Below are 20,670 nucleotides of genomic sequence, written 5' to 3' on the forward strand. Positions count from 1 at the left end.
CCATATCTATAAGCTCCGCGAAAGTCAGGGTACCGTTCTACAAAGGGAACTGGTGTCCTCTATTTTGAGGGAAACGAGCCATTTCCACTCTGAACGGAACTGGCGGGTCTTATTTCTCTTCCGATGGCGCTTTTTTCAAGTGAATCGGCAAAATTGAGGACTGTAGTTCCCCTCACGCGTGCAAATTGTGCTTTTTGCTTGGAATAGAGGACTGCAGTTCTCTTCGCGTCGCGAAGAACCCATTTTGCAAACAAAAACAGCCCAGACAATGTGTCTAGGGCTGTTTCAGTTTAACTTTTACTATATAGTTTACTCTTCTGCGTATATCATTTTAACCGTCATTCCGCCGTCGATGGTTAGATTCTGACCCGTAATGAAACCGGCTTTCTCGTCGGCCAGGTAGAGACAAGCAGCGGCAATATCCTCAGGTTTGCCTACTCTGCCTACCGGATGTTGTTTTTTATCCACTTCGGAATGAACAATGCTGCCTTCGACAGCCGGATAGTGCCAATCCCGAACCTCAATCCATCCGGGAGAAATGGCGTTAACACGAATGCCATATTCGCACAAGCTTATAGCCATCGCATGCGTCAGTGCAGAGATGCCGCCTTTTGAAGCCGAATATGCCTCCGTGTTTGGCTCTGACATAAATGCCCGTGTAGACGAGATGTTAATGATGGCTCCGCCTTGCCCCTTCTCCTTCATCACACGCGCCGCGGCTTGCGAACATAGAAAAGCTCCTCCTAAATTTACGGAGATGACCCGCATAAACTGTTCACTCGTGAGATCAAGTACATCCGTATTATGCATAATCCCTGCATTATTAACAAGAACATCAATCCCGCCTAAGTCAGAGACCGTGCGCTCCATCCACTGCCTAACTTCGTCTTTCGTCTTCCTTCGAAACGTCAACCTTCGTGAAAACGACATGCTCTGTATAGGAATTCAAGAGTTTGACAGTTTCCAAACCGGCAGCTTCATGAATATCCGCAATGGAAACGCCGTATCCTGCTTGGGCAAAGGCAAAAGCGATCGCACGTCCAATGCCATGTCCACCACCTGTGACTGCTGCTACTTTTCGCATATTCATCACCTCATCTGATTTTTCATTATTTTACCATAACCGATTGGATCAAACATGTGTAACCCTGTGTATCGAAGGTCCCTCCGATATTGTGCTCATTTTTTGGCATGGCCTTACAGAACCCGGGCGGAAACCGCCTAAAAAACTGGCAGATACTAAAAAATGACTTGAAGTTCCCCATAGGAATTCAAGTCATTTCGATTATTGCCTGTCTGTTAGTTATACGTTATTTTCAAACCCAATTCAGCCGCACGGTTAAGCGCCCCTTCAGAGAATTTAGGTTTCTTATATCTTTGTTCAAATTCTTCTTTGTCTAGCGGGGTCCATTTAAAATCTTTATTTTGATAGATCCAAGTCTTCGTTCCCCAATCCACGTGGATGGTCCGATTCGTTACTTTTTTGACGACCCCGATTTCAACGATAAAACCGGTTTTACCAAATAATTTGGCACAGTATTTGTTCAGCATTTCGCTCACGATGACTCCCCATTTCTCTATTCCTTGCTCTATTCTCTTATAAAATGCATGTTAATGCAACCATGGCAAGTCCCTGTTGACACAAAAAAGGCACCAATTATGGTGCCAAACTCGCTTTAAACTTACGCTAATATTGAATGGGATCGGAGAGAATGAAGGATTGCCGCTGCAATTTCAACTGAAGTATCCTGGTCTTGATACTCTTCGCCGAATGAAGTTCGAAACAACTGATTAATGGCTTGGCTAAGGCTGTGCGCATCTAAATCTGAAACGTGTTTGGTTATATAAATCGTTAGCGTACGCGCTTCACCTTCATATTCGTCTTCAAGACCATGCATGTCCAGCAGCCCGATAGGGTCCCATGCATCCAGATGTTGTTTGACGATCTCCATAATAGGTGACGGATCATAGGGCAGAGAGTTCAAATACGCATTCTCTTTGACAATCTCTCTTCGAATACTCCACATCATATAATTCATTTTTGTTTGCTCGGATACCGCTCTAAACTTCAATGGATAAGCCTCCTTTATTGGACGCTCTCTTGCTTCTCTGTCATCAACTTGTCAGACTCTGTGATCAGTTTAACAGATCGTTCAATTCTCGCCCCATTGAAGTTTAGCATTTTCCCTGTCCCTTGAGCAATACAAGCCATCGGATGTTCCGCAAGATACACGGGTACACCTAATTCTTGTTGAAGGCGCTTGTCCAGCCCTTCCAGTAAAGCGCCGCCACCGCAAAGCAGGATGCCCTGCTCCATAACGTCGCCAGCGAGCTCAGGAGGGCATTTCTCCATGGCAAGCCGTATGCACTCCACAATTGAAATCATAAAATCATCAAAAATTTCATAAATCTCCGTTGAAGAGATCGTAATGCTGCGAGGCAATCCTTCCATCAAGTCACGCCCCCGAATGTCCATCGTGATTTCCTTCACAGGTTTCACGACAGTGGCGACGTTCTTCTTGATTTCCTCTGCCGTTCGCTCACCAATAACCATATTGTAGGCACGTTTCACATATTCAATAATATCTTGGTCAATCGACATGCCTCCACGGCGAATTGCTTCACTTACGACAATGCCGCCAAGTGAGATAATCGCAACTTGGCTTGTTCCTCCACCAATGTCAAGGACCATGCTGCCTATCGGTTCTTCGACAGGAAGACCTGCTCCCATCGCTGCGGCGAGCGGCTCTTCCACCGTTGTTGATCGCCTCGCTCCTTTATGAACGATCATCTCTTCAACGGCTCTCTTTTGCACATTCGTAATGCCGCATGGAACGGAAATCAGAACGTGAAAGCTGCGAAACCAATTATAGCCTTTTCTAATTTTGCCAATAAAATATTTAAGCATCGCTAAGGTCATATCAAAATTAGCAATTACGCCATCTTTTAGCGGATAAATGACCTCCACATTAGCTGGAGTTCTCCCAATCATATCATAGGCTTCTTGGCCAATAGCTTTGATTTCCCCTGTATCTGTTTGAATGGCGACTACGGACGGCTCTTGCAGAACAATACCTTTTTTTTGCTGGTAAATTAGCGTATTACAGGTGCCCAAATCTACACCAAACAGTTCTTCCAATCTCTTTAACATGACTCGCTCCTTCTCGCTGTTTATTAGACGATGCCCCTAGTAGCGTGTGTATTTAAAATGATTATGACTAACTGCATCTGTATACTTGTTCGCATTGCCAAGCCATTCTACGGGGGTAAGCCAATAAACACCAATCATTCCCAAGCCAAACAAAACAGCAAATCAACCCTACTTATTCTGAATCAATCCAATCCCATTACCAACAGGATCAACTAAATAAGCAAGATAGAAGTTATCAAATTCCATCTTCCCTCTAACAACTTGTGCTCCCATTTCCACAGAGTTATCTATAGCTTCATCCATGTTATCAACTTGAATTTGAATTCTAATACCATGAGGATAATCGCTTGGTCCCTTAGAAATTCCGCCATGAATGCCAGGCTTGTCCTCATTTCCTGTTGTCACTGGAAGGTAACCCCAACTGGATGCGCCGATTTCCCAACCAAAAACAGTAGAATAAAAACTCGCCGCACGTTCAGGATCTTGACTATTCATTTCAAATAAGACAACTCGTCCCATTTCACTCACCCCCTTAATTTGGAATTAATATCCACATAATACCAAACATTTGTTCCCCTGTAAATACAAAATTATGGTACAGGAACTACAGGATTGAAACGCTCCATTCCAGCGCAAAAGCCTGTAGTTCCCTCCCAACTTTGTTCGCCTCCCCCTCTCCACGAATCATTCTTGGTAGGAGTAAAATCCCTGCCCGGATTTACGCCCCAATCGCCCCGCTTTCACATATTTACGCAGCAGCGGACAAGGCCGATACTTGGAATCTTTAAAACCATCATATAAAATTTCCATGATCGAAAGGCAAGTATCCAGTCCAATGAAATCCGCGAGTTCCAGCGGTCCCATCGGATGATTCATGCCGAGTTTCATCACTTTATCCACGGATTCAATAGAGGCTACACCTTCATATACGGTGAAAATCGCTTCATTAATCATCGGCATCAAGATCCGATTAGAAACAAAACCAGGGAAATCATTCACTTCAACCGGTGTTTTTCCCATACGCTGACTCAGCCCGTAAACGACCTCGAATACTTCCTGCGACGTCTCCAGCCCTCGAATCACTTCTACGAGAGGCATAACCGGTACTGGATTCATAAAATGCATCCCGATAATTTTCTCCGGACGTCCTGTAACAGCGGCAATTTCCGAAATAGGAAGTGATGACGTATTCGTTGCCAAAATCGTATGAGGCGAGCAAAGACTGTCCAGCCTATGGAACAGCAAGGCCTTCAACGCCATATTTTCTGAAATGGCTTCGATAACAAAATCTGCTTGCTCCGCATGCTCTACAAACTCAGTTGGTCGTATGCGGCTTATGATCTCCGCCATGCTTTCCGGTGTCCGTTTGCCTTTCTCCACATTTCGGCTTAACTGTTTACTGATCGCCTGCATGCCCCTGTTCAGAAATTCCGGGGATGTGTCGTGCAGCAGCACCTGGAAGCCTGAAGCAGCAGCCACCTGTGCGATCCCGCTTCCCATTTGTCCAGCGCCAATGACCATGATGGTCTGTATGTTCATAGCTCCGCTCCCTCCAACCTTTTCATCCATCCACCCGAATGAGAATGGCATCACCTTGCGCAGCCCCGCTGCAAATTGCGGCAATGCCGTAGCCGCCACCGCTTCTTCGCAGCTCATGGATTAAGGTGAGCAGAATCCGCGCCCCGCTTGCTCCGATGGGATGACCAAGCGCGATGGCCCCCCCTCCCACGTTAACGAGTTCCGGATTCCATCCAAGCATTTGTTCACTGGTCAGCAGGACCGCAGCGAACGCTTCATTCACTTCAAACCGGCTGATTTGATCCAGCGTGATGCCTGTTTGCCGTAATAGCTTCTGAATTGCTAACGCAGGCGTTGTCGCAATGTACGGCGCTCTCTCACCAACAGTCGCAGACCCAACAATCGTTGCAAGCGGGCTAACGCCGCAGGCTAATGCTTTATCCTTCGACATCACGACCATCGCCGCCGCCCCGTCGTTAACGCCAGGGGCATTTCCCGCCGTAATCGTTCCGCCTTTCACCAGGGCCGGCAATGCAGCAAGCTTTTCCATGCTTGTATCCGTTCGGGGACCTTCGTCTTCCTCCACCCGCTTCGTTCCATGCTTCGATTGCACGATAATAGGCACTATTTCCTCTGCTAAGTAACCCTTCCTTCTCGCCTCAATCGCCAAAATATGACTGCGAAGCGCCCATTCATCCTGTCGATCACGACTTAAGCCGAACTCTGCGGCTACGTTGCTGCCATGAACGAACATCTGAACGAGTTCAAATGGGCAAAGCAAACCATCGTGCACCATCAAGTCAATGGTCGTCTGATTCCCCATCCGCGCCCCCCAACGGGTGCTTGGCAGCATGAAAGGAGCACTGCTCATGCTCTCCATTCCACCTGCAATCATGCAATTGGCATCGCCAGAACGGATCATTTGATCAGCAAGTGTGACACTTCGCAGACCCGATGCGCATACTTTATTGATCGTTTCTGCCGTTACGCTCCAGTCGAGGCCCGCCAAACGCGCAGCCTGACGCGCAGGATTTTGCCCTGCTCCCCCTTGCAGGACCATCCCCATGATAACTCCATCAATCATAGACAGTTCAATAGAAGAACGCTGAATCGCCTCCCGAATTGCTGTACCGCCCAGTTCGACTGACGGAACATCCTTTAAGCCGCCGCCAAATTTCCCGAACGGTGTGCGAGCCCCTCCAACAATGACACTTTCCTTCATGCGTTAATCCTCCTAAGGTGAAGAGCCTCAGTAGATCACTGTTTCCAGATCATATTTTTCCAAATAATGCTTGACTCGCTGCAAAAATCGACCGCAAATCATCCCATCCAGAATACGATGATCAAATGAAAGGCAGATCGAGACCATGGATCGGATGGCGATCATTTCTTGAATCACAACGGGTTTCCGAACAATGCTCTCAAATGTAAGATTAGCCGCTTGTGAGTGCTGAATTATGGGATAAGAAAGCATCGACCCAAAGGCTCCGGTATTATGAAAAGTAAACGTGCCGCCTTGCATTTCCGCCGGTCGTATAGTTCCCGCCTTTGCCCGTTTGAGCAAATCGAACAGCTCAAACGCCAAGCCAGCTATGGATTTGCGGTCTGCATGATGGAGGACAGATGCAATCACAGCTTCCTCATCCTCAGAGCCAACTGCAACGGAAATATGAATATTTCTTTGGACAGCAATACCTTCCGGGCTCCATGATGCATTCATTAGCGGGAACTCCTTTAAAGCATTCACAATCCCTTTTATGACAAAAGGTGAGATTGTAAGCGGAAAACCTTCTGTCAATAAAAAGGTTTCCTTCAGCTTTTGCCGCAAGGCGACGAGATTCGTCACGTCAACTTCGATCATCAGCCAGGCGCGGGGAATTTCGGTGACACTTTGCTGCATGCGGGAAGCAATTGCTTGTCGCATCGGGCTGATAGCAAGTATTTGATCGCCTGGGAGCGTTGCACCTGATTCCTCGTGTTGCGACATAGCCACCCTCCTCTACAATTCCGCTAGCTGGCGCATCGCATCCTTCACAGTATCTATACTCGGCAGGTAAAATTTCTCCAGTGTCGGCGCCATCCCGACAGGAGGAACATCCGGCGGGCAGCAACGCATGATGGGAGCATCCAGCTCATACAACAGGTGTTCAGCCAACATCGCTGATATCTCAGCACCAATACCACCGGTCTTGTTATCCTCGTGAACAATGAGAATTTTTCCAGTTTTCGCTGCAGCCTCAAAAATAGCCGTTTTATCAAGCGGATGCAGGGTTCGCAGATCAAGAAGCTCTGTACCGATGCCCTCCAACTCCAGTTCAGCCGCTGCTTTCATGGCATATTGAACGGATAAACCGTAAGCAATGACCGTAATATCCTTACCTTCGCGTCGAGTTATTGCTCTACCGATGGGTACCGTATAATCATCCGCAGGAACTTCGTCCGAAACGGAGAGGTAACATTTTTTATGCTCGAAAAAGAGAACCGGATCGTCGTCACGAATCGCTGCTTTCAATAATCCCTTGGCGTCATAAGCGGTGGACGGAGCGACAATTTTGAGGCCCGGCGTCCCAAAAAACACCGATTCGGGACATTGTGAATGATACAAGCCCCCGCCGCCTGTGGCGCCGTAAGGTGCACGAATGACAATTGGGCAATGCCAGTCATTGTTAGAGCGATAACGAATCTTGGCGGCTTCGCTAATGATTTGGTTGGCTGCCGGAAATATGAAATCGGCAAATTGAATTTCTGCAATCGGCCTCATCCCAACCATCGCCGCCCCGATGGCGACGCCTACGATGGCTGATTCAGAAAGCGGCGTATCGAGCACCCGCAGCTCGCCGAACTTATCGCGCATGCCCTTCGTGGCGTTCAGGACACCCCCTTTTCCAATATCTTCGCCAAGTACAAACACGTTTTCATCCCGCTGCATTTCCTCCGACATCGCTGAACGAATGGCCTCCAAATAAGTGATAATCGGCATCTCAAACCTCACCCCCATCTTCCGCATAGACATGCCGAAGCACGTCCTCCGGTGCCGGAAATGGCGATTTTTCAGCGTATTTTGTGGCTTCATTCACTTCCTTGGCAATATTCTCTTGCAAGGCTCGATCCAAATCCTCACTAAGTACGTCACTTTCCATCAAATAACGCCGGAACCGCTGAACGCCCTCCTGATCTTTGTGGTAATCCACTTCTTCCTTCGTTCGATAGAGCATATCGTCGTCGGCGGTGGAATGAGGCGGAATTCGATACATCATCGCTTCAATTAATGTAGGGCCATAGCCGCGAACGGCACGTTCTCTCGCTTCTTTCACCGCGCGATAAACTTCCAGAACATCGTTGCCGTCAACACGTTGGCCTGGAAACCCATACCCTGCAGCGCGATCAACGACACGGCCGGCAACCTGCCGATGGGCAGGAATCGAAATCGCATATTGATTGTTTTCACACAGGAAAATCACAGGGAGCTTGAATACTCCGGCGAAATTGAAAGCCTCATGCACATCGCCCTGATTACTCGAGCCTTCCCCAAAAGTCACGAACGCCACATGTTCTTCCTTCCTCATCAGAGCAGTGAGCCCAATGCCAACCGCATGCAGAACTTGCGTTGCTACAGGGCTTGAGCCGGATACGATATGGAGCTTTTTATAACCGAAATGCCCTGGCATCTGCCGGCCCCCGTTAACATCCTCTGCTTTGAACAGCGCCGCCAGCAGCAACTCCTGAACCGTCATGCCAATCGTAAGCACAAAGGCGTAATCTCTGTAATAAGGAAGGAAATAATCCTGCTGTTTATCCAAAGCGAACGCTGCCGCCACCTGTGCCGCTTCTTGGCCGATACTGGAGATGTGAAATGCCGTTTTGCCTGATCTTTGCAGCAGCGTAGCACGTTCATCGAATTTTCTCGCTTTCAGCATGTAAGCATACATCTTCAGCACGTCATCGTCCGTTAAACCCAGCTGTTGATGCTTGAGCATGTGCTGAGAAGACATCGCCATTCCTCCTCTTCTGTTCTTTACATGTTCCTGCGATATTGCCCGCCGACTTGATAAAGCGCGCGTGTAATTTGCCCGAGACTTGCCACTTTGACGGTTTCCATTAATTCCGCGAAAATATTTCCGCCTGAAAGCGCCACCTCCTGAAGTTTCTGCAAAGCTGCTGGAGCTGCTTGTTGATTTTGATCAAGAAATTCCCGAAGATGAGTAATTTGTTGATCTTTCTCTGCGGTTGATGCCCTGGCAAGCGGAATATCCATGTCCCCCTCAGGTGGATTAGGATTCAAGAATGTATTGACGCCAATGATCGGCAAGTCCCCTTGATGTTTTTTCATCTCATAAAGCATCGATTCATTCTGAATTTTACCACGTTGATACTGCGTCTCCATGGCACCGAGCACGCCGCCACGATCACTAATGCGATCCAGCTCTTGCAGGACAGCCTCCTCGACCAGATCCGTCAATTCCTCGATGATAAAAGAGCCCTGAAGCATGTTTTCGTTTTTAATGAAACCAAGCTCTTTCGTAATGATTAACTGAATGGCCATCGCTCGGCGAACCGACTCTTCCGTAGGCGTCGTTACAGCCTCATCATAAGAATTCGTATGCAGCGAATTACAGTTGTCCAGCAGCGCCATCAAGGCTTGAAGGGTCGTTCGAATGTCATTAAAATCCATTTCCTGCGCATGTAGCGAACGCCCGGAAGTTTGAATGTGATATTTCAGCTTCTGGCTGCGATCGTTCCCGCCATATTTCATTTTCATTGCCGTAGCCCAAATGCGGCGCGCGACCCGCCCGATAACCGTATATTCCGGATCTAACCCATTGCTGAAAAAGAATGAAAGATTAGGTGCAAAGTCATCAATCAACATGCCACGGGACAAATAATACTCTACATAAGTAAAGCCGTTCGCCAGTGTGAAAGCGAGCTGAGAAATCGGGTTCGCCCCAGCTTCCGCGATATGATAACCCGAGATGGAAACTGAATAATAATTACGTACTTCCTGATCGATAAAATACTGCTGGATATCGCCCATCATTCGCAGCGCGAATTCCGTTGAAAAAATACAGGTGTTCTGTCCCTGATCCTCCTTTAAAATATCCGCTTGCACCGTTCCTCTAACCGCCTTCAGCGTTGCCCTGCGAATTTCGGACACTTCATCCGTGGCTGGCTCTCTTCCGCTTTTCTGTGCGAAACGCTCAATCTGATCGTCCATCGCTGTGTTCATATACATCGCTAAAATGATTGGCGCAGGCCCATTAATCGTCATAGAAACAGACGTCATCGGATCGCACAGATCAAAGCCGGCATACAGCTTTTTCATATCATCCAACGTACAGATACTGACGCCGCTTTCGCCTATTTTTCCATAAATATCCTGACGTTCGTCGGGATCTTCCCCGTACAAGGTGACAGAGTCAAAAGCTGTGCTGAGACGTTTGGCTTGATCATTTCTGGACAAATAATGGAATCTCAGATTCGTTCGTTCCGGCGTGCCTTCCCCTGCGAACTGGCGTTTGGGATCCTCGGCGGTACGCTTGAATGGAAACACGCCTGCGGTAAATGGAAATTCTCCAGGCACATTTTCTCGGTACAGCCATCGAATAATGTCGCCAGAATCTCTATATTTCGGCAAGCTGATCTTCGGAATATCCGTTCCTGATAAGCTTGTCGTAGTAAGTTCCGTCACGATTTCCTTCTCCCGAACACGTGTAATGAACGTTTTGCCGCCATACTGTTTCTGACTTTCGGGCCACTGTGCAAGCATGCGGAGCGTATCTTTGTGCATCTGATTCTCAACATTCAGCTTAAGCGCATGCAGCGAAGTTAAACTTTCTTCTGGAGCTTGCGCATGCCTTGCGGCAGCAATAGCTCCATCGAGCCGGTAGAAGACGCTCGCCAGCTCTGCCTCCTTTTCCGCAAAAGCATGATAGGACCGAATACACTGTGCGATTTCACCGAGATATCGCGTACGATCCACTGGAATGATGACATGCGTTTTCGCGTGTGAAGCCGAGCCGAATCCATCAATCGGCCATTGCACTGAACATTTGCGGTTCAAAGTCTGAATGATGGCTTGAAATAACGCATCCACACCCACGTCGTTAAATTGACTAGCCATGGTGCCATAAACAGGCATTGATTCATAAGGCTCAGAGAATCTGCCGTGATTTCGCTGCACCTGCTTCTTCACATCCCGAAGAGCATCTTCAGACCCTCGCCGGTCAAATTTATTAATTGCCACCAAATCTGCGTAATCGAGCATATCGATCTTCTCTAGCTGCGATGGCGCGCCGAATTCGCTTGTCATGACATAGAGGGAGACATCCGCCAGTTTTGTGATCTGGTGATCGCCTTGGCCAATTCCGCTTGTCTCGACAAGGATCAGATCAAAGCCCGCTTCCTGCAGAACAGCGATTGCCGGGCTAAGCGCAGTGGATAATTCGTTGCCTGATCCGCGTGTAGCCATACTGCGCATATACACGCGATCGGAATGGACGGAATTCATGCGTATCCGATCGCCAAGCAAAGCTCCCCCGCTTCGCTGTTTAGTTGGATCAACCGATAGAATCGCTATCGTCTTATCCGGATATTGCCGGAGAAAACGCTGGACAATTTCGTCCGTTAAGGAGCTTTTCCCTGCGCCTCCAGTGCCCGTAATGCCGACAATTGGACAAGGAGACACCTGTGATGGCAAATTAGGTTCTGGCGGGTTTGGCGATTTGTCCGCTGTGTTATCACTTGAGAGTTCTGCCATTGTTATACGCTGTGCCAGAGATCTATGATCTATCACCGCTTCAGTGCCGTTAGCTCTATTCCTATCGGTAGCAACCGTACAGAAATCGCACTCCTTCATCATGTAAGAAATCATCCCTTGAAGCCCTAGCTCCCTGCCATCGTCCGGCGAAAAAAGACGTGTAACGCCATACGCATGCAGCCGTTTAAAATCCGATGGCAGGATGACACCGCCCCCTCCACCGAAAACTTTTATGCTGGAAGCACCTTTTTCACGCAGCAAATCGATCATATAGGTGAAAAATTCGACATGTCCGCCTTGATAAGAGGAAACGGCAATGCCTTGTACATCCTCCTGAATCGCTGCCTGCACAATCTCCTGAACCGACCGGTTATGACCAAGATGAATCACTTCCGCTCCACTAGCTTGCAGAATCCGCCGCATAATCGTTATGGACACATCATGGCCGTCGAACAAAGCGGAAGCAGTGATGAATCGCACTTTATGTTTCCCTGATGACACCGCTGGACCTCCTCTCCTCGGATGGCGGATGTGCACAAAAACCCCACCGACATTAAGATATCAGTGAGGCCTAGCCCCTCTCGGGCAAAACGGTTTTGGCAATTTTCCCATCCAGCGCTTCATACTCAAAGTAACGAATCGTATCGTACAGCTCGCTGCGTGTTTGCATGTGGTCTATCTTTTCCTTCTGCGAACCTGTCATCTGGATTTCCTCAAACAACCTTTCCATCGCCTTGGCCGCTACACGCAGCGAAGTCACGGGATAAATCACCATGCCAAAACCCCAACTTTCAAACTGCTGCGCCGTAAAATACGGCGTTCTTCCGAACTCCGTCATATTCGCCAGCAAGGGACAGGTTAATTCTTGGCTGAATTTGAGAAACTCCTCTTCTTTCTCCAACGCTTCCGGGAAAATTGCATCTGCGCCTGCAGCCACATATTGTTTCGCTCGAGCGATCGCCGCGTCCATTCCCTCTACACTTTTGGCGTCCGTACGGGCAATTAGATATAAAGAGGGGGAAACGGTCTTGATCGTTTGAATTTTTTGCATCATCTCCTCGGCGGAAACCAGCTTTTTCCCATTCAAATGGCCGCATTTCTTCGGCATTTCTTGGTCTTCCAGTTGAACGGCTGCGACTTTGGCTTCCACCATCTCCTTCGCTGTTCGTGCGGCATTCAGAACACTTCCAAATCCGGTGTCGATGTCTACCAACAGCGGAAGACCTGCCGCACGAACCAGTTCACGAGCGCGCTCCGCCACCTCATTCGAGTAGATGAGGCCCAAATCCGGCAGCCCTCTGCTGGCTGTATACGCAGCACCGGAGAGATAAATGGCATCAAATCCAGCTCGTTTGGCGATTAGAGCTGCCATTCCATCGTGGGCGCCGGGGATTTTAACAATGGGACCCGCTTCGACGAGTTGGCGAAAACGAGCGGCTAACTCCCTTTGCTCAGGTTCTTCTTCAATGAGCCATGCCATAGGAACCTCCTGCATGATCATGTTTCATGTTTTTTGGTGCAAACCATCGGTCAAATAACGAAAAGCGATAGGAACTCCTGACATGGCGTCTGAATGAAACGCTCATAGTCAAGCGAGAGGTTCAAAATGTCAGATGATTTTTTCCTAGGGAAGCGGGTCAGAAGGTTCGTCTCGAACTTCTCGATCACCTTAGGCAGCCCTTCAGCACGCCGTCTGCGATGACCGATCGGGTATTCGCAGACAATTTTCTCCGTTGAAGTGCCATCCTGAAAATGAATTTGCACCGCATTCGCAATCGAGCGTTTGTCCGGGTCCAGATAATCCTTACTGTACTGCTCCTCTTCTGTGACGAACATCTTCGCCCTAAGCGCATCTATTCTCGGGTCTTTCGCGATGCCTTCTTCATAATGCTCAGCCGTCAATGTCCCGTACAGCAGCCCGATGGCAACCATGTACTGCAAGCAATGATCCCGATCCGCCGGGTTAAACAAAGGACCTTTCTTATCAATGATCCGGATGGCGGATTGATGGGTCGTAAGCGTGATAGACTTAATATCCGCTATACGCTCATGTACCAAAGGATGCAGCTCTAGCGCACATTCCACAGCTGTCTGCGCATGAAATTCGGCTGGAAACGAAATTTTGAATAAAATATTTTCCATCACGTAGGAACCCAGTTCTCGCCCTAAGATCAGCTCCTTGCCTCGGAATAACACATCCTGGAAACCCCATGTTTTGGCCGAAAGCGCGGTTGCATAACCCATCTCACCGCCGACAGCCATGAAAGCCAGACGCACCGCGCGACTAGTCGCATCCCCTGCAGCCCAGGACTTGCGCGAGCCTGTGTTAGGCGCATGTCTGTATGTTCTTAAACTGGCTCCATCGATCCAGGCATTCGAGAGCGCGCTGCACACCTCTGCCTTCGTTCCGCCAAGCATGGCAGTCGCTACGGCCGTTGACGCTATTTTCACAAGATGAACATGGTCTAATCCCACACGATTTAAACTATTTTCTAAGGCCAGTACGCCTTGAATCTCATGCGCTTTAATGGACATCGTAAGAATATCCTTCACGTAGAGCGGCATTTTGCCCTCTGCCACCCTGCTGCGGCTAATGTAGTCGGCAAGCGCCACGATACAGCCTAAATTATCGGATGGATGCCCCCATTCAGCGGCCAACCACGTGTCATTATAGTCGAGCCATCGGATCATGCACCCGATATTGAATGCCGCATGCACCGGGTCCAATTCGTACCGTGTACCCGGCACTCGGGCGCCTCCAGGCAAGCTCGCTCCCGGCACAATCGGTCCCAGATGTTTCACACATTCCGGAAAACGCAGCGCCAGCAACCCGGTTCCCAGGGAATCCAACAACACATGCTGCGCAATGCGATACGCTTCTTCACTTTCAATATGCGCGTTCAGTGCATAATCGGCTATTACTTCAATTAACGGGTCAAAAGTCATCTCCTTATCGGCCGAGTTCTCGAATCCGCTCATTCACAATGTCGTCCTTTCTGGCAAATGAATTTCCAGCGCTCAAGGATGTAAGTTGCGAGGTCCTGTGTACAGGACACGAGGCCGGAATAGCCGATTATTCGCGTGCTGCTCCATCACATGGCTGCTAACGCCAATCGTACGGGCAGCGAGAAATACCGGAGTGAACAATTCAATCGGAATGCCGAGCAAATAATAGACAGGAGCTGCATAGTAGTCTAAGTTCGGATGCAGATTCTTCTCGCGTTTCATGATTTCTTCACCAACCACACACATCGTATACAGCTCAGGTTGGTTTTTCTCTAACGAAAGCGCAGCTAACGCATCTTTCATCAATAACGCGCGCGGATCGGCTTTTTTCATATAAACTCGATGACCGAAACCCATAATGCGTTCCTTCCGAGCTAATTTGCTTAACATGAGTGTTTCCAAGTTGCCTTCCGAACCTGCCTCAAGCAGCATCTCCATGACAGCTTCATTAGCGCCGCCGTGCAGCGTCCCTTTCAACGAGGCAACCGCCCCGGTAAGCGCGCCGTACAAGTCGGACTGCGTCGAAGCAATCACTCTTGCTGCAAATGTAGAATTCGGCATTTCATGCTCACTGTAGACGATGAGGGATTGGTCGAAAATATCCTCTTCCATCTTCGTAGGTACTTGACCCGTTATCATGTACAAGAAATTAGCTGAATAGGATAAGTCTTTTCGCGGTTCTACGAACGTTTGTTTGGTTTTAACTTGATACCCACTTGCTACAATTTGCGGTACCTTTGCCAGCAACCTGATCGCTTTTCGCGTATTTGCCTCCTTAGAACGATCTTCAAGTTCGTCATCGTAGCTAGCCAAAGCTGAAATCCCCGTTCGCAGCACATCCATTAGGTTCGCTTGCTCTGGCAGTAAACGAAGGATAGAACAAATGTTCGATGGCAATCCATATTCATCCTTAATTCTTTCTTCGAACGAGGATCGTTCATTTTCATCAGGCAGAAGTCCTTCAAGCAATAAGCCTGCTACATCCAGATAGCTAACATGCTGCGCAAGCTCGATGAGGTCATATCCGCGAACAACAATTTCTTCCTTCTCGACATCCAGATACGAAATTCCCGTTTCACTAGCAATAACGTTCTCCAGTCCAGGGTGATAGCTGTTACTCATCTCATCGCTCCCCTTTCTCTCTTCCTGCCGCGTCTAGTCGGCAAGCAGCATGCGGGAAATCACAATACGTTGAATTTCATTCGTCCCTTCATAGATTTGTGTAACCTTCGCGTCGCGCATATACCGTTCAACCGGATAATCTTTCGTGTACCCGTAACCACCGAAAATTTGGACAGCTTCAAGACTGACAGCCACAGCTGTATCACTGGCAAAAAGCTTCGCTATGGCGGCATCCTTCCCATAGGGCAAACCTTTACTTTCCTTCCACGCGGCTTGATAGGTCAGCAGTCTGGCTGCTTCAATCTTGGTAGCCATATCCGCAAGTTTAAAAGCAATAGCCTGCTGCTCACCGATCGGCTTTCCGAACTGCCTGCGCTGCTTCGCGTAGCTAATCGATGCCTCCATCGCCGCTTGGGCAATCCCGAGCGCTTGCGCGGCAATGCCGATACGCCCGCCGTCCAGGCTTCGCATCGCGATTCGGAAGCCCTCTCCCTCTACGCCGAGCAAATGTCCTTCGGGCACCCGGCAGTTCTCAAATCGCAGCTCGAGCGTTGGCGAAGAACGAATGCCCAATTTTTTCTCCTTGTGGCCGAAAATAAAACCCTCGATCCCTTTCTCCACAAGAAATGCGCTGCACCCGCGCTTCTTGTTCACTGGATCCGTCATCGCAAAAACGATATAGACGTCCGCTTCTCCGCCATTGGTGACAAATAGCTTTGATCCATTTAGCACATAATAGTCCCCGTCCTTGACAGCCGTTGTTTTCATTGCTCCTGCATCAGAGCCCGAACCGCTTTCTGTCAAGCTGTAAGCGCCAAGCTTCTTGCCTTGAGCCAGCGGCGTCAAAAACGCCTTTTTCTGCGTTTCCGTCCCGTATTTCGAGAGCGCCCATGAAACCAATGACGTATGGACGGATAACATCACACCTGTAGAAGCACAGGCCTTCGAGAGCTCCTCGACGACGATGGCATACGTCAAGAAATCGGCTCCGATCCCCCCGTACTCTTCAGGCCACGGGATTCCCGTCAGGCCAAGCTCGCCCATTTTATCGAATAGAGTCCGATCGAATCGCTCTTCTTCATCCCTTTGAGCAGCCGTAGGTTCAATTTCGTTTTTGGCAAAATCCCGCACCATAGCACGAATCATATTCTGTTCTTCCGTCAAGGACAGTTCCATATGACCGCCTCCTTCGACATGATCGCTATTCCTGCATGTTTAGCCGAGGATAAGATCGGTGATTTGCTTCTTCATGGGACAAGTTGTAACCGCTTCCAATAACATGTTTTATATATACACGCCTTTCTGAAGGCTTATACCTGACAGGCTATGAATTTACCCGCCCATGAAAAAAACACCGCAATTTCGCGATGTTTGTACTCATGACTATCTTAATTTAATAGGCAATCCGCTTACAGAAGACTCCAATGCTGCTAAAGTAATGCGAAGCGTGACCGCGGCGTCGGCGTAATCTGTCAAAATCCGTGACCGGTCTCCGGTTTTGATTGCATGCAAGAAGGCATCCGTCTCAATTGCATAAGGATTGAGGAGGTTCTTATACTCCGTTGTTTGCGTACTTTCATGATTCTTTAAGTACCGGTTTTGATGAATTTCCAGAACACCTTTATCCGTAAACAGTTCCAATCCCGATCGATGGCCGAAAGGCAGCATACACGTATTCGTGATGGACGCAACAGCTCCACCTGCGAGCTTCAATGTCACAGCACCGACATCTGCCACTTCAACGCCGTCGTGCTTCGTATGCATGTGGCGCTGCGCATAAACCGCGTACACTTCTTCCACTTCGCCGACCAAATAGCGAACCAAATCCACAATATGCGTTGTTTGCTCGACAAATTGTCCGCCGGACCCGTTTTGCTTACGCCACCAATGAACACCCGGCATGTCTCCTAACCAACTGCCAACCGCCATTCCGACTTTGCGGGTTTCCAGCAGCTCTTTCGCCTTCTGCACGGTGTCCGTATATCGGATATGATAACCCACCGAGGTGATGATATTCCTGCTACTCACCTGATCTTGGATGCGATTCACAGTTTCCATGTCCAACGCGATCGGCTTTTCAATCAGGAACGGGATATTTCGCTGAACGATGGCATCTTCAATACTACCATGCGCCATAGGCGGCACACTTATGTATACAGCGTCTGGTTTTACTGTATCAAGCATCTGCTCTATCTCGTCAAAAGCTTGTGCGCCTGCGAATTTCTGCGCCATCTTCTCCGCCTTTGGCAGCGAAGAACCAAGAAAAGCAACGACTTGCGCATCCTCCCTAGCAGCTAACAAACTTGCGTGCTTCTCAGCAAACCATCCTGTTCCGGCAATTGCAATTTTCAACATGTTGATATACGCCTCCTAGTGGTTCAAATTAGCATAGATTCCCATAAGACAAGTATATACGCAGATGCCAATCTTTTCTCTACTTATTTTTTCTGATAAAATTTTAATCGTAATGTTAGTAATTATGTTGATTTGGGTATATGATAATGAAGTCTCTGTCGAATTTGGCAAGATCTTTCAAGGTCATCTTGCCGAAAGTATGGTTTAATGGATGTATCATGTTTTGAAAATTCCCTGAAAGGTAATTACTGACCATGAAAACTGCCTCATTTTTATTTCCGAAAGACAAAGTAGCCTTTATTAAGTCAACCTCTTCCATGAAGGAAGCAATGGAACAATTAGAGCAGCACTATTATACAGCACTTCCCATCGTCGATGAAGGCGGAAAGTACGTTGGCACACTTTCCGAAGGCGACCTGTTGTGGACGCTCAAAAATAAACCTGGCGTTACGTTTGAGAACATGGATGAGATTCCGGTTAGCAGCATAAAAAAACATATTCGAAACGAATGTGTCTCCATTGATGCGTTTATGGAGGATATGCTGGCCAAAGCAGCCGATCAAAACTTTGTTCCTGTCGTCGATGACAAACAAATTTTCTTGGGTATTATTCGCCGCAAAGATATCATCGCCTACTATATGAATAACATTACGGACTAAAATAAAAAGGAACTGGGGCTGTGCGCCCAGTTCCTTTTTATTTTTGAAAGCGCCCTGATCAACAATTATTTGGCCCCTATCTCCGCGATAGGTACGTGCCCTCTTTCTGGCTGAACCGTCATCGACTGGACTCGACTGATCCGGAAAGATTGCCAGAACGATACGGCATAGACAATCATAGCCATAATGAACCAACCCTCCACGCCGAAACGTGCCATGATGACACCGCCTGATAACGGGCCTAATAAGCACCCGAGAAACATCCAAGCATTCACCATGGCAAATGTCTGACCTTCCATCCCTTGGCGAGCCAATTTTCTCACCTGTGCCTGGATATTCGGCATCATACCTGCTACGCACAGCCCCAAACTGTTTTCTCCATGACTCCATCCAACTAGAAGGAGCCTTCGATAATGCTTTCGCTAAGCGGACGGCGGCCATTCGGCAGTTCGCGCTCTTGCAGTTCACTTGGCAAACGCTCACTTGCACCGCGATAGCCTAGAGTGATCACCGCATGCAGATCATAATCCTCGGATACGCCGAGGACTTCACGGGCGATGTCTCTGTCATAGCCACCGACAGCTCGCGTTGCAAGACCCAGTAAATGGGCTTGAAAAGCAAGCGAAGCCCAAGCCGCACCGGCATCAAACGCGTGGGCGCCATTCAGAGCTCCGTCTTGACGGAGCTTGTGCGATAAAACGAGGACAAGTACTGGGGCATGATCCGTCCACAAGCGGTTATTTGGCTTAATGAACGATTGAAATTTCTGCTTCTGAGCTTCCGTTTTCGCAACGATAAATCGCCATGGCTGCAAATTGCTTGAGGATGGCGCCCAGCGCGCGGCTTCCAGGATTGTATACAACGTTTCGTCGGCTACCTCTTTCGGTTCAAAAGCACGAGAGGACCAGCGATTCAGAAAAAGCGAGTGAACCGGATAATCTCCTTGCCGGTTCTCCTCTACCTCTGGGAGTAAGACAGTTTGCTGTACATGGGTTGTCATATGAAATCATTCCTTTCTACTTTTTACTAATGCCTGATTGGCTGGTAAATAAAAAAAAGAGACAACTTCTCTCGATAGAGAAAGTGTCTCCGTTTGAACGGTAGTCCTTGTATATACACAGTATCACTGTAGAGGAAGTGTCGTCAATAATATTTCTTGTATTCCGATGAACTTTATCAGAATATACACAACTTCACTTTGATGTGACATACGGAGCAACAAGCTTCCGAACACGCTCAATTCCATCCCACATGTCGCCAGGTCCATCATAGACGAGTGTGAACGGCCCTTCGTACCCTGCTTGCTTCGCAATCTCCATACAGCGAATGAACTCTTCTTCATCCGGATATCCTTCGCTATCCGTTTGCGCTTTGGCATGGATGGATTCACTGAATGGGATCGTTTTGGCGAGCGCATCGAACTTGTCGCTTCCTTTGAAATTGCCATAATCGGATGTGAACCCAAGGACATCTTCGCATTTCTCCAGCAAAGCAAGGCAATTATCAGCCACAGAAGTCAGTGAGTGGAAGTTTTCTGTAACCACCCTAACCCCGCGCGAACTGGCGTATTCGCCTAATTCTTGTATTGCTTTAGCGGAACGCTCTAAAGCTTGTACGTCTGTAGGCTCCGCATCGCCAGCAATCACACGAATTCTTTCAGCTCCTGCAATGGCAGCAATATCGATCCATCCCTTGATCCATGCGATGTCCGAGGCTCTGCGAAACTCATCAGCGCTAGAGATATCGCCATACTCGAGCAGCAGCGTGTAAAAGCGAACATTCGCTGCTTGGAATGATTGATTCAGTGCTGTAAGATACGCTTCGCTCGTTTCCGGAAAATGAAAATGGCAAACCTCCAAAGAGGCAAACCCTTTATCGGCCAGCACAGAGGGAAGCTCAAGCAGTGTAAGATGTTCCGGTTGCTCTTGCGCAGCCGTAATCTGTGAGCGTGTTGATTCATCCCAGCGCGTCCAGCGTAATGGTCCCAGCAGTCTGTGCAAGCTCCAACTCGTCAATGATAAAAATGGCATATGGTCAACCCTTCCCTAGCATTATTTGGTTATATTTTACCAAATTCGCCTCGTTGAACACCATATGCCATCTCG

General features: G+C 48.4%; 21 protein-coding genes. 1 reads left to right on the top strand and 20 read right to left on the bottom strand.

What is annotated here, in order from left to right; translation table 11 throughout:
* Positions 1-309 precede the first annotated feature (309 nt).
* From AC3WTJ_RS19175 to AC3WTJ_RS19255, 17 genes are all read right to left on the bottom strand, one after another.
* The gene (locus AC3WTJ_RS19175) at positions 310-912 is read right to left on the bottom strand and encodes an SDR family oxidoreductase (protein ID WP_492523170.1); all 603 of its coding nucleotides are present in this window, start codon (positions 910-912) and stop codon (positions 310-312) included.
* On the bottom strand, positions 878-1,084 hold the full coding sequence (locus tag AC3WTJ_RS19180; RefSeq protein WP_492523171.1) for an SDR family NAD(P)-dependent oxidoreductase: 207 nt from the start codon (positions 1,082-1,084) through the stop codon (positions 878-880). The genes AC3WTJ_RS19175 and AC3WTJ_RS19180 overlap by 35 nt, the downstream gene beginning before the upstream one ends.
* Positions 1,085-1,299: 215 nt before the next feature.
* The gene (locus tag AC3WTJ_RS19185; RefSeq protein ID WP_492523172.1) at positions 1,300-1,560 is read right to left on the bottom strand and encodes a hypothetical protein; all 261 of its coding nucleotides are present in this window, start codon (positions 1,558-1,560) and stop codon (positions 1,300-1,302) included.
* 122 nt (positions 1,561-1,682) lie between these two features.
* Entirely contained in the window at positions 1,683-2,072 is a 390-nt protein-coding gene (locus AC3WTJ_RS19190) for a hypothetical protein (protein ID WP_492523173.1), read from the bottom strand.
* A gap of 14 nt (positions 2,073-2,086) precedes the next feature.
* Positions 2,087-3,151 carry a rod shape-determining protein gene (locus AC3WTJ_RS19195; protein ID WP_492523174.1) on the bottom strand — a complete coding sequence of 355 codons (1,065 nt, stop codon included), beginning with the start codon at positions 3,149-3,151 and terminating at the stop codon, positions 2,087-2,089.
* A gap of 168 nt (positions 3,152-3,319) precedes the next feature.
* Entirely contained in the window at positions 3,320-3,670 is a 351-nt protein-coding gene (locus AC3WTJ_RS19200; protein WP_492523175.1) for a VOC family protein, read from the bottom strand.
* A 165-nt stretch (positions 3,671-3,835) separates the two neighbouring features.
* The gene (locus AC3WTJ_RS19205; protein ID WP_407872753.1) at positions 3,836-4,690 is read right to left on the bottom strand and encodes a 3-hydroxybutyryl-CoA dehydrogenase; all 855 of its coding nucleotides are present in this window, start codon (positions 4,688-4,690) and stop codon (positions 3,836-3,838) included.
* Positions 4,691-4,712: 22 nt separating this feature from the next.
* Complete coding sequence (locus AC3WTJ_RS19210; protein WP_492523176.1) at positions 4,713-5,891, bottom strand: acetyl-CoA C-acetyltransferase; 1,179 nt, start codon at positions 5,889-5,891, stop codon at positions 4,713-4,715.
* A gap of 27 nt (positions 5,892-5,918) precedes the next feature.
* Entirely contained in the window at positions 5,919-6,656 is a 738-nt protein-coding gene (locus tag AC3WTJ_RS19215; protein WP_492523177.1) for a dihydrolipoamide acetyltransferase family protein, read from the bottom strand.
* A 12-nt stretch (positions 6,657-6,668) separates the two neighbouring features.
* A complete protein-coding gene (locus tag AC3WTJ_RS19220; protein WP_492523286.1) occupies positions 6,669-7,649 on the bottom strand; it encodes an alpha-ketoacid dehydrogenase subunit beta in 981 nt (326 codons plus the stop codon).
* A gap of 1 nt (position 7,650) precedes the next feature.
* Complete coding sequence (locus AC3WTJ_RS19225) at positions 7,651-8,661, bottom strand: thiamine pyrophosphate-dependent dehydrogenase E1 component subunit alpha (RefSeq protein WP_492523178.1); 1,011 nt, start codon at positions 8,659-8,661, stop codon at positions 7,651-7,653.
* Positions 8,662-8,684: 23 nt separating this feature from the next.
* Entirely contained in the window at positions 8,685-11,924 is a 3,240-nt protein-coding gene (gene icmF, locus AC3WTJ_RS19230) for a fused isobutyryl-CoA mutase/GTPase IcmF (protein WP_492523179.1), read from the bottom strand.
* A 70-nt stretch (positions 11,925-11,994) separates the two neighbouring features.
* Positions 11,995-12,903, bottom strand: coding sequence for a methylisocitrate lyase (gene prpB / locus AC3WTJ_RS19235; RefSeq protein WP_492523180.1), 909 nt, complete (start codon positions 12,901-12,903; stop codon positions 11,995-11,997).
* Between the two features lie 50 nt (positions 12,904-12,953).
* Entirely contained in the window at positions 12,954-14,402 is a 1,449-nt protein-coding gene (locus tag AC3WTJ_RS19240) for a bifunctional 2-methylcitrate dehydratase/aconitate hydratase (protein WP_492523181.1), read from the bottom strand.
* 39 nt (positions 14,403-14,441) lie between these two features.
* On the bottom strand, positions 14,442-15,551 hold the full coding sequence (gene mmgD, locus AC3WTJ_RS19245; RefSeq protein WP_492523182.1) for a citrate synthase: 1,110 nt from the start codon (positions 15,549-15,551) through the stop codon (positions 14,442-14,444).
* 33 nt (positions 15,552-15,584) lie between these two features.
* Positions 15,585-16,727, bottom strand: a complete 1,143-nt coding sequence (locus AC3WTJ_RS19250; protein ID WP_492523183.1) for an acyl-CoA dehydrogenase — start codon at positions 16,725-16,727, stop codon at positions 15,585-15,587.
* 207 nt (positions 16,728-16,934) lie between these two features.
* Positions 16,935-17,906 (bottom strand): Gfo/Idh/MocA family protein, encoded by a 972-nt coding sequence (locus AC3WTJ_RS19255; RefSeq protein ID WP_492523184.1) that lies wholly within the window; start codon positions 17,904-17,906, stop codon positions 16,935-16,937.
* A gap of 254 nt (positions 17,907-18,160) precedes the next feature.
* Here AC3WTJ_RS19255 and AC3WTJ_RS19260 point away from each other — a divergent pair, with 254 nt between their 5' ends.
* Entirely contained in the window at positions 18,161-18,565 is a 405-nt protein-coding gene (locus tag AC3WTJ_RS19260) for a CBS domain-containing protein (protein WP_127457179.1), read from the top strand.
* Between the two features lie 65 nt (positions 18,566-18,630).
* Here the strand turns inward: AC3WTJ_RS19260 and AC3WTJ_RS19265 are convergent, their stop codons facing one another.
* The 3 genes from AC3WTJ_RS19265 to AC3WTJ_RS19275 form a co-directional block, all read right to left on the bottom strand.
* The gene (locus AC3WTJ_RS19265) at positions 18,631-18,933 is read right to left on the bottom strand and encodes an MFS transporter (RefSeq protein WP_492523185.1); all 303 of its coding nucleotides are present in this window, start codon (positions 18,931-18,933) and stop codon (positions 18,631-18,633) included.
* Between the two features lie 26 nt (positions 18,934-18,959).
* A complete protein-coding gene (locus tag AC3WTJ_RS19270; RefSeq protein WP_492523186.1) occupies positions 18,960-19,565 on the bottom strand; it encodes a nitroreductase family protein in 606 nt (201 codons plus the stop codon).
* 193 nt (positions 19,566-19,758) lie between these two features.
* Positions 19,759-20,595, bottom strand: coding sequence for a sugar phosphate isomerase/epimerase family protein (locus AC3WTJ_RS19275; RefSeq protein WP_492523187.1), 837 nt, complete (start codon positions 20,593-20,595; stop codon positions 19,759-19,761).
* Positions 20,596-20,670 lie beyond the last annotated feature (75 nt).

This window comes from Paenibacillus sp. FW101-FHT12H11, assembly GCF_058790355.1.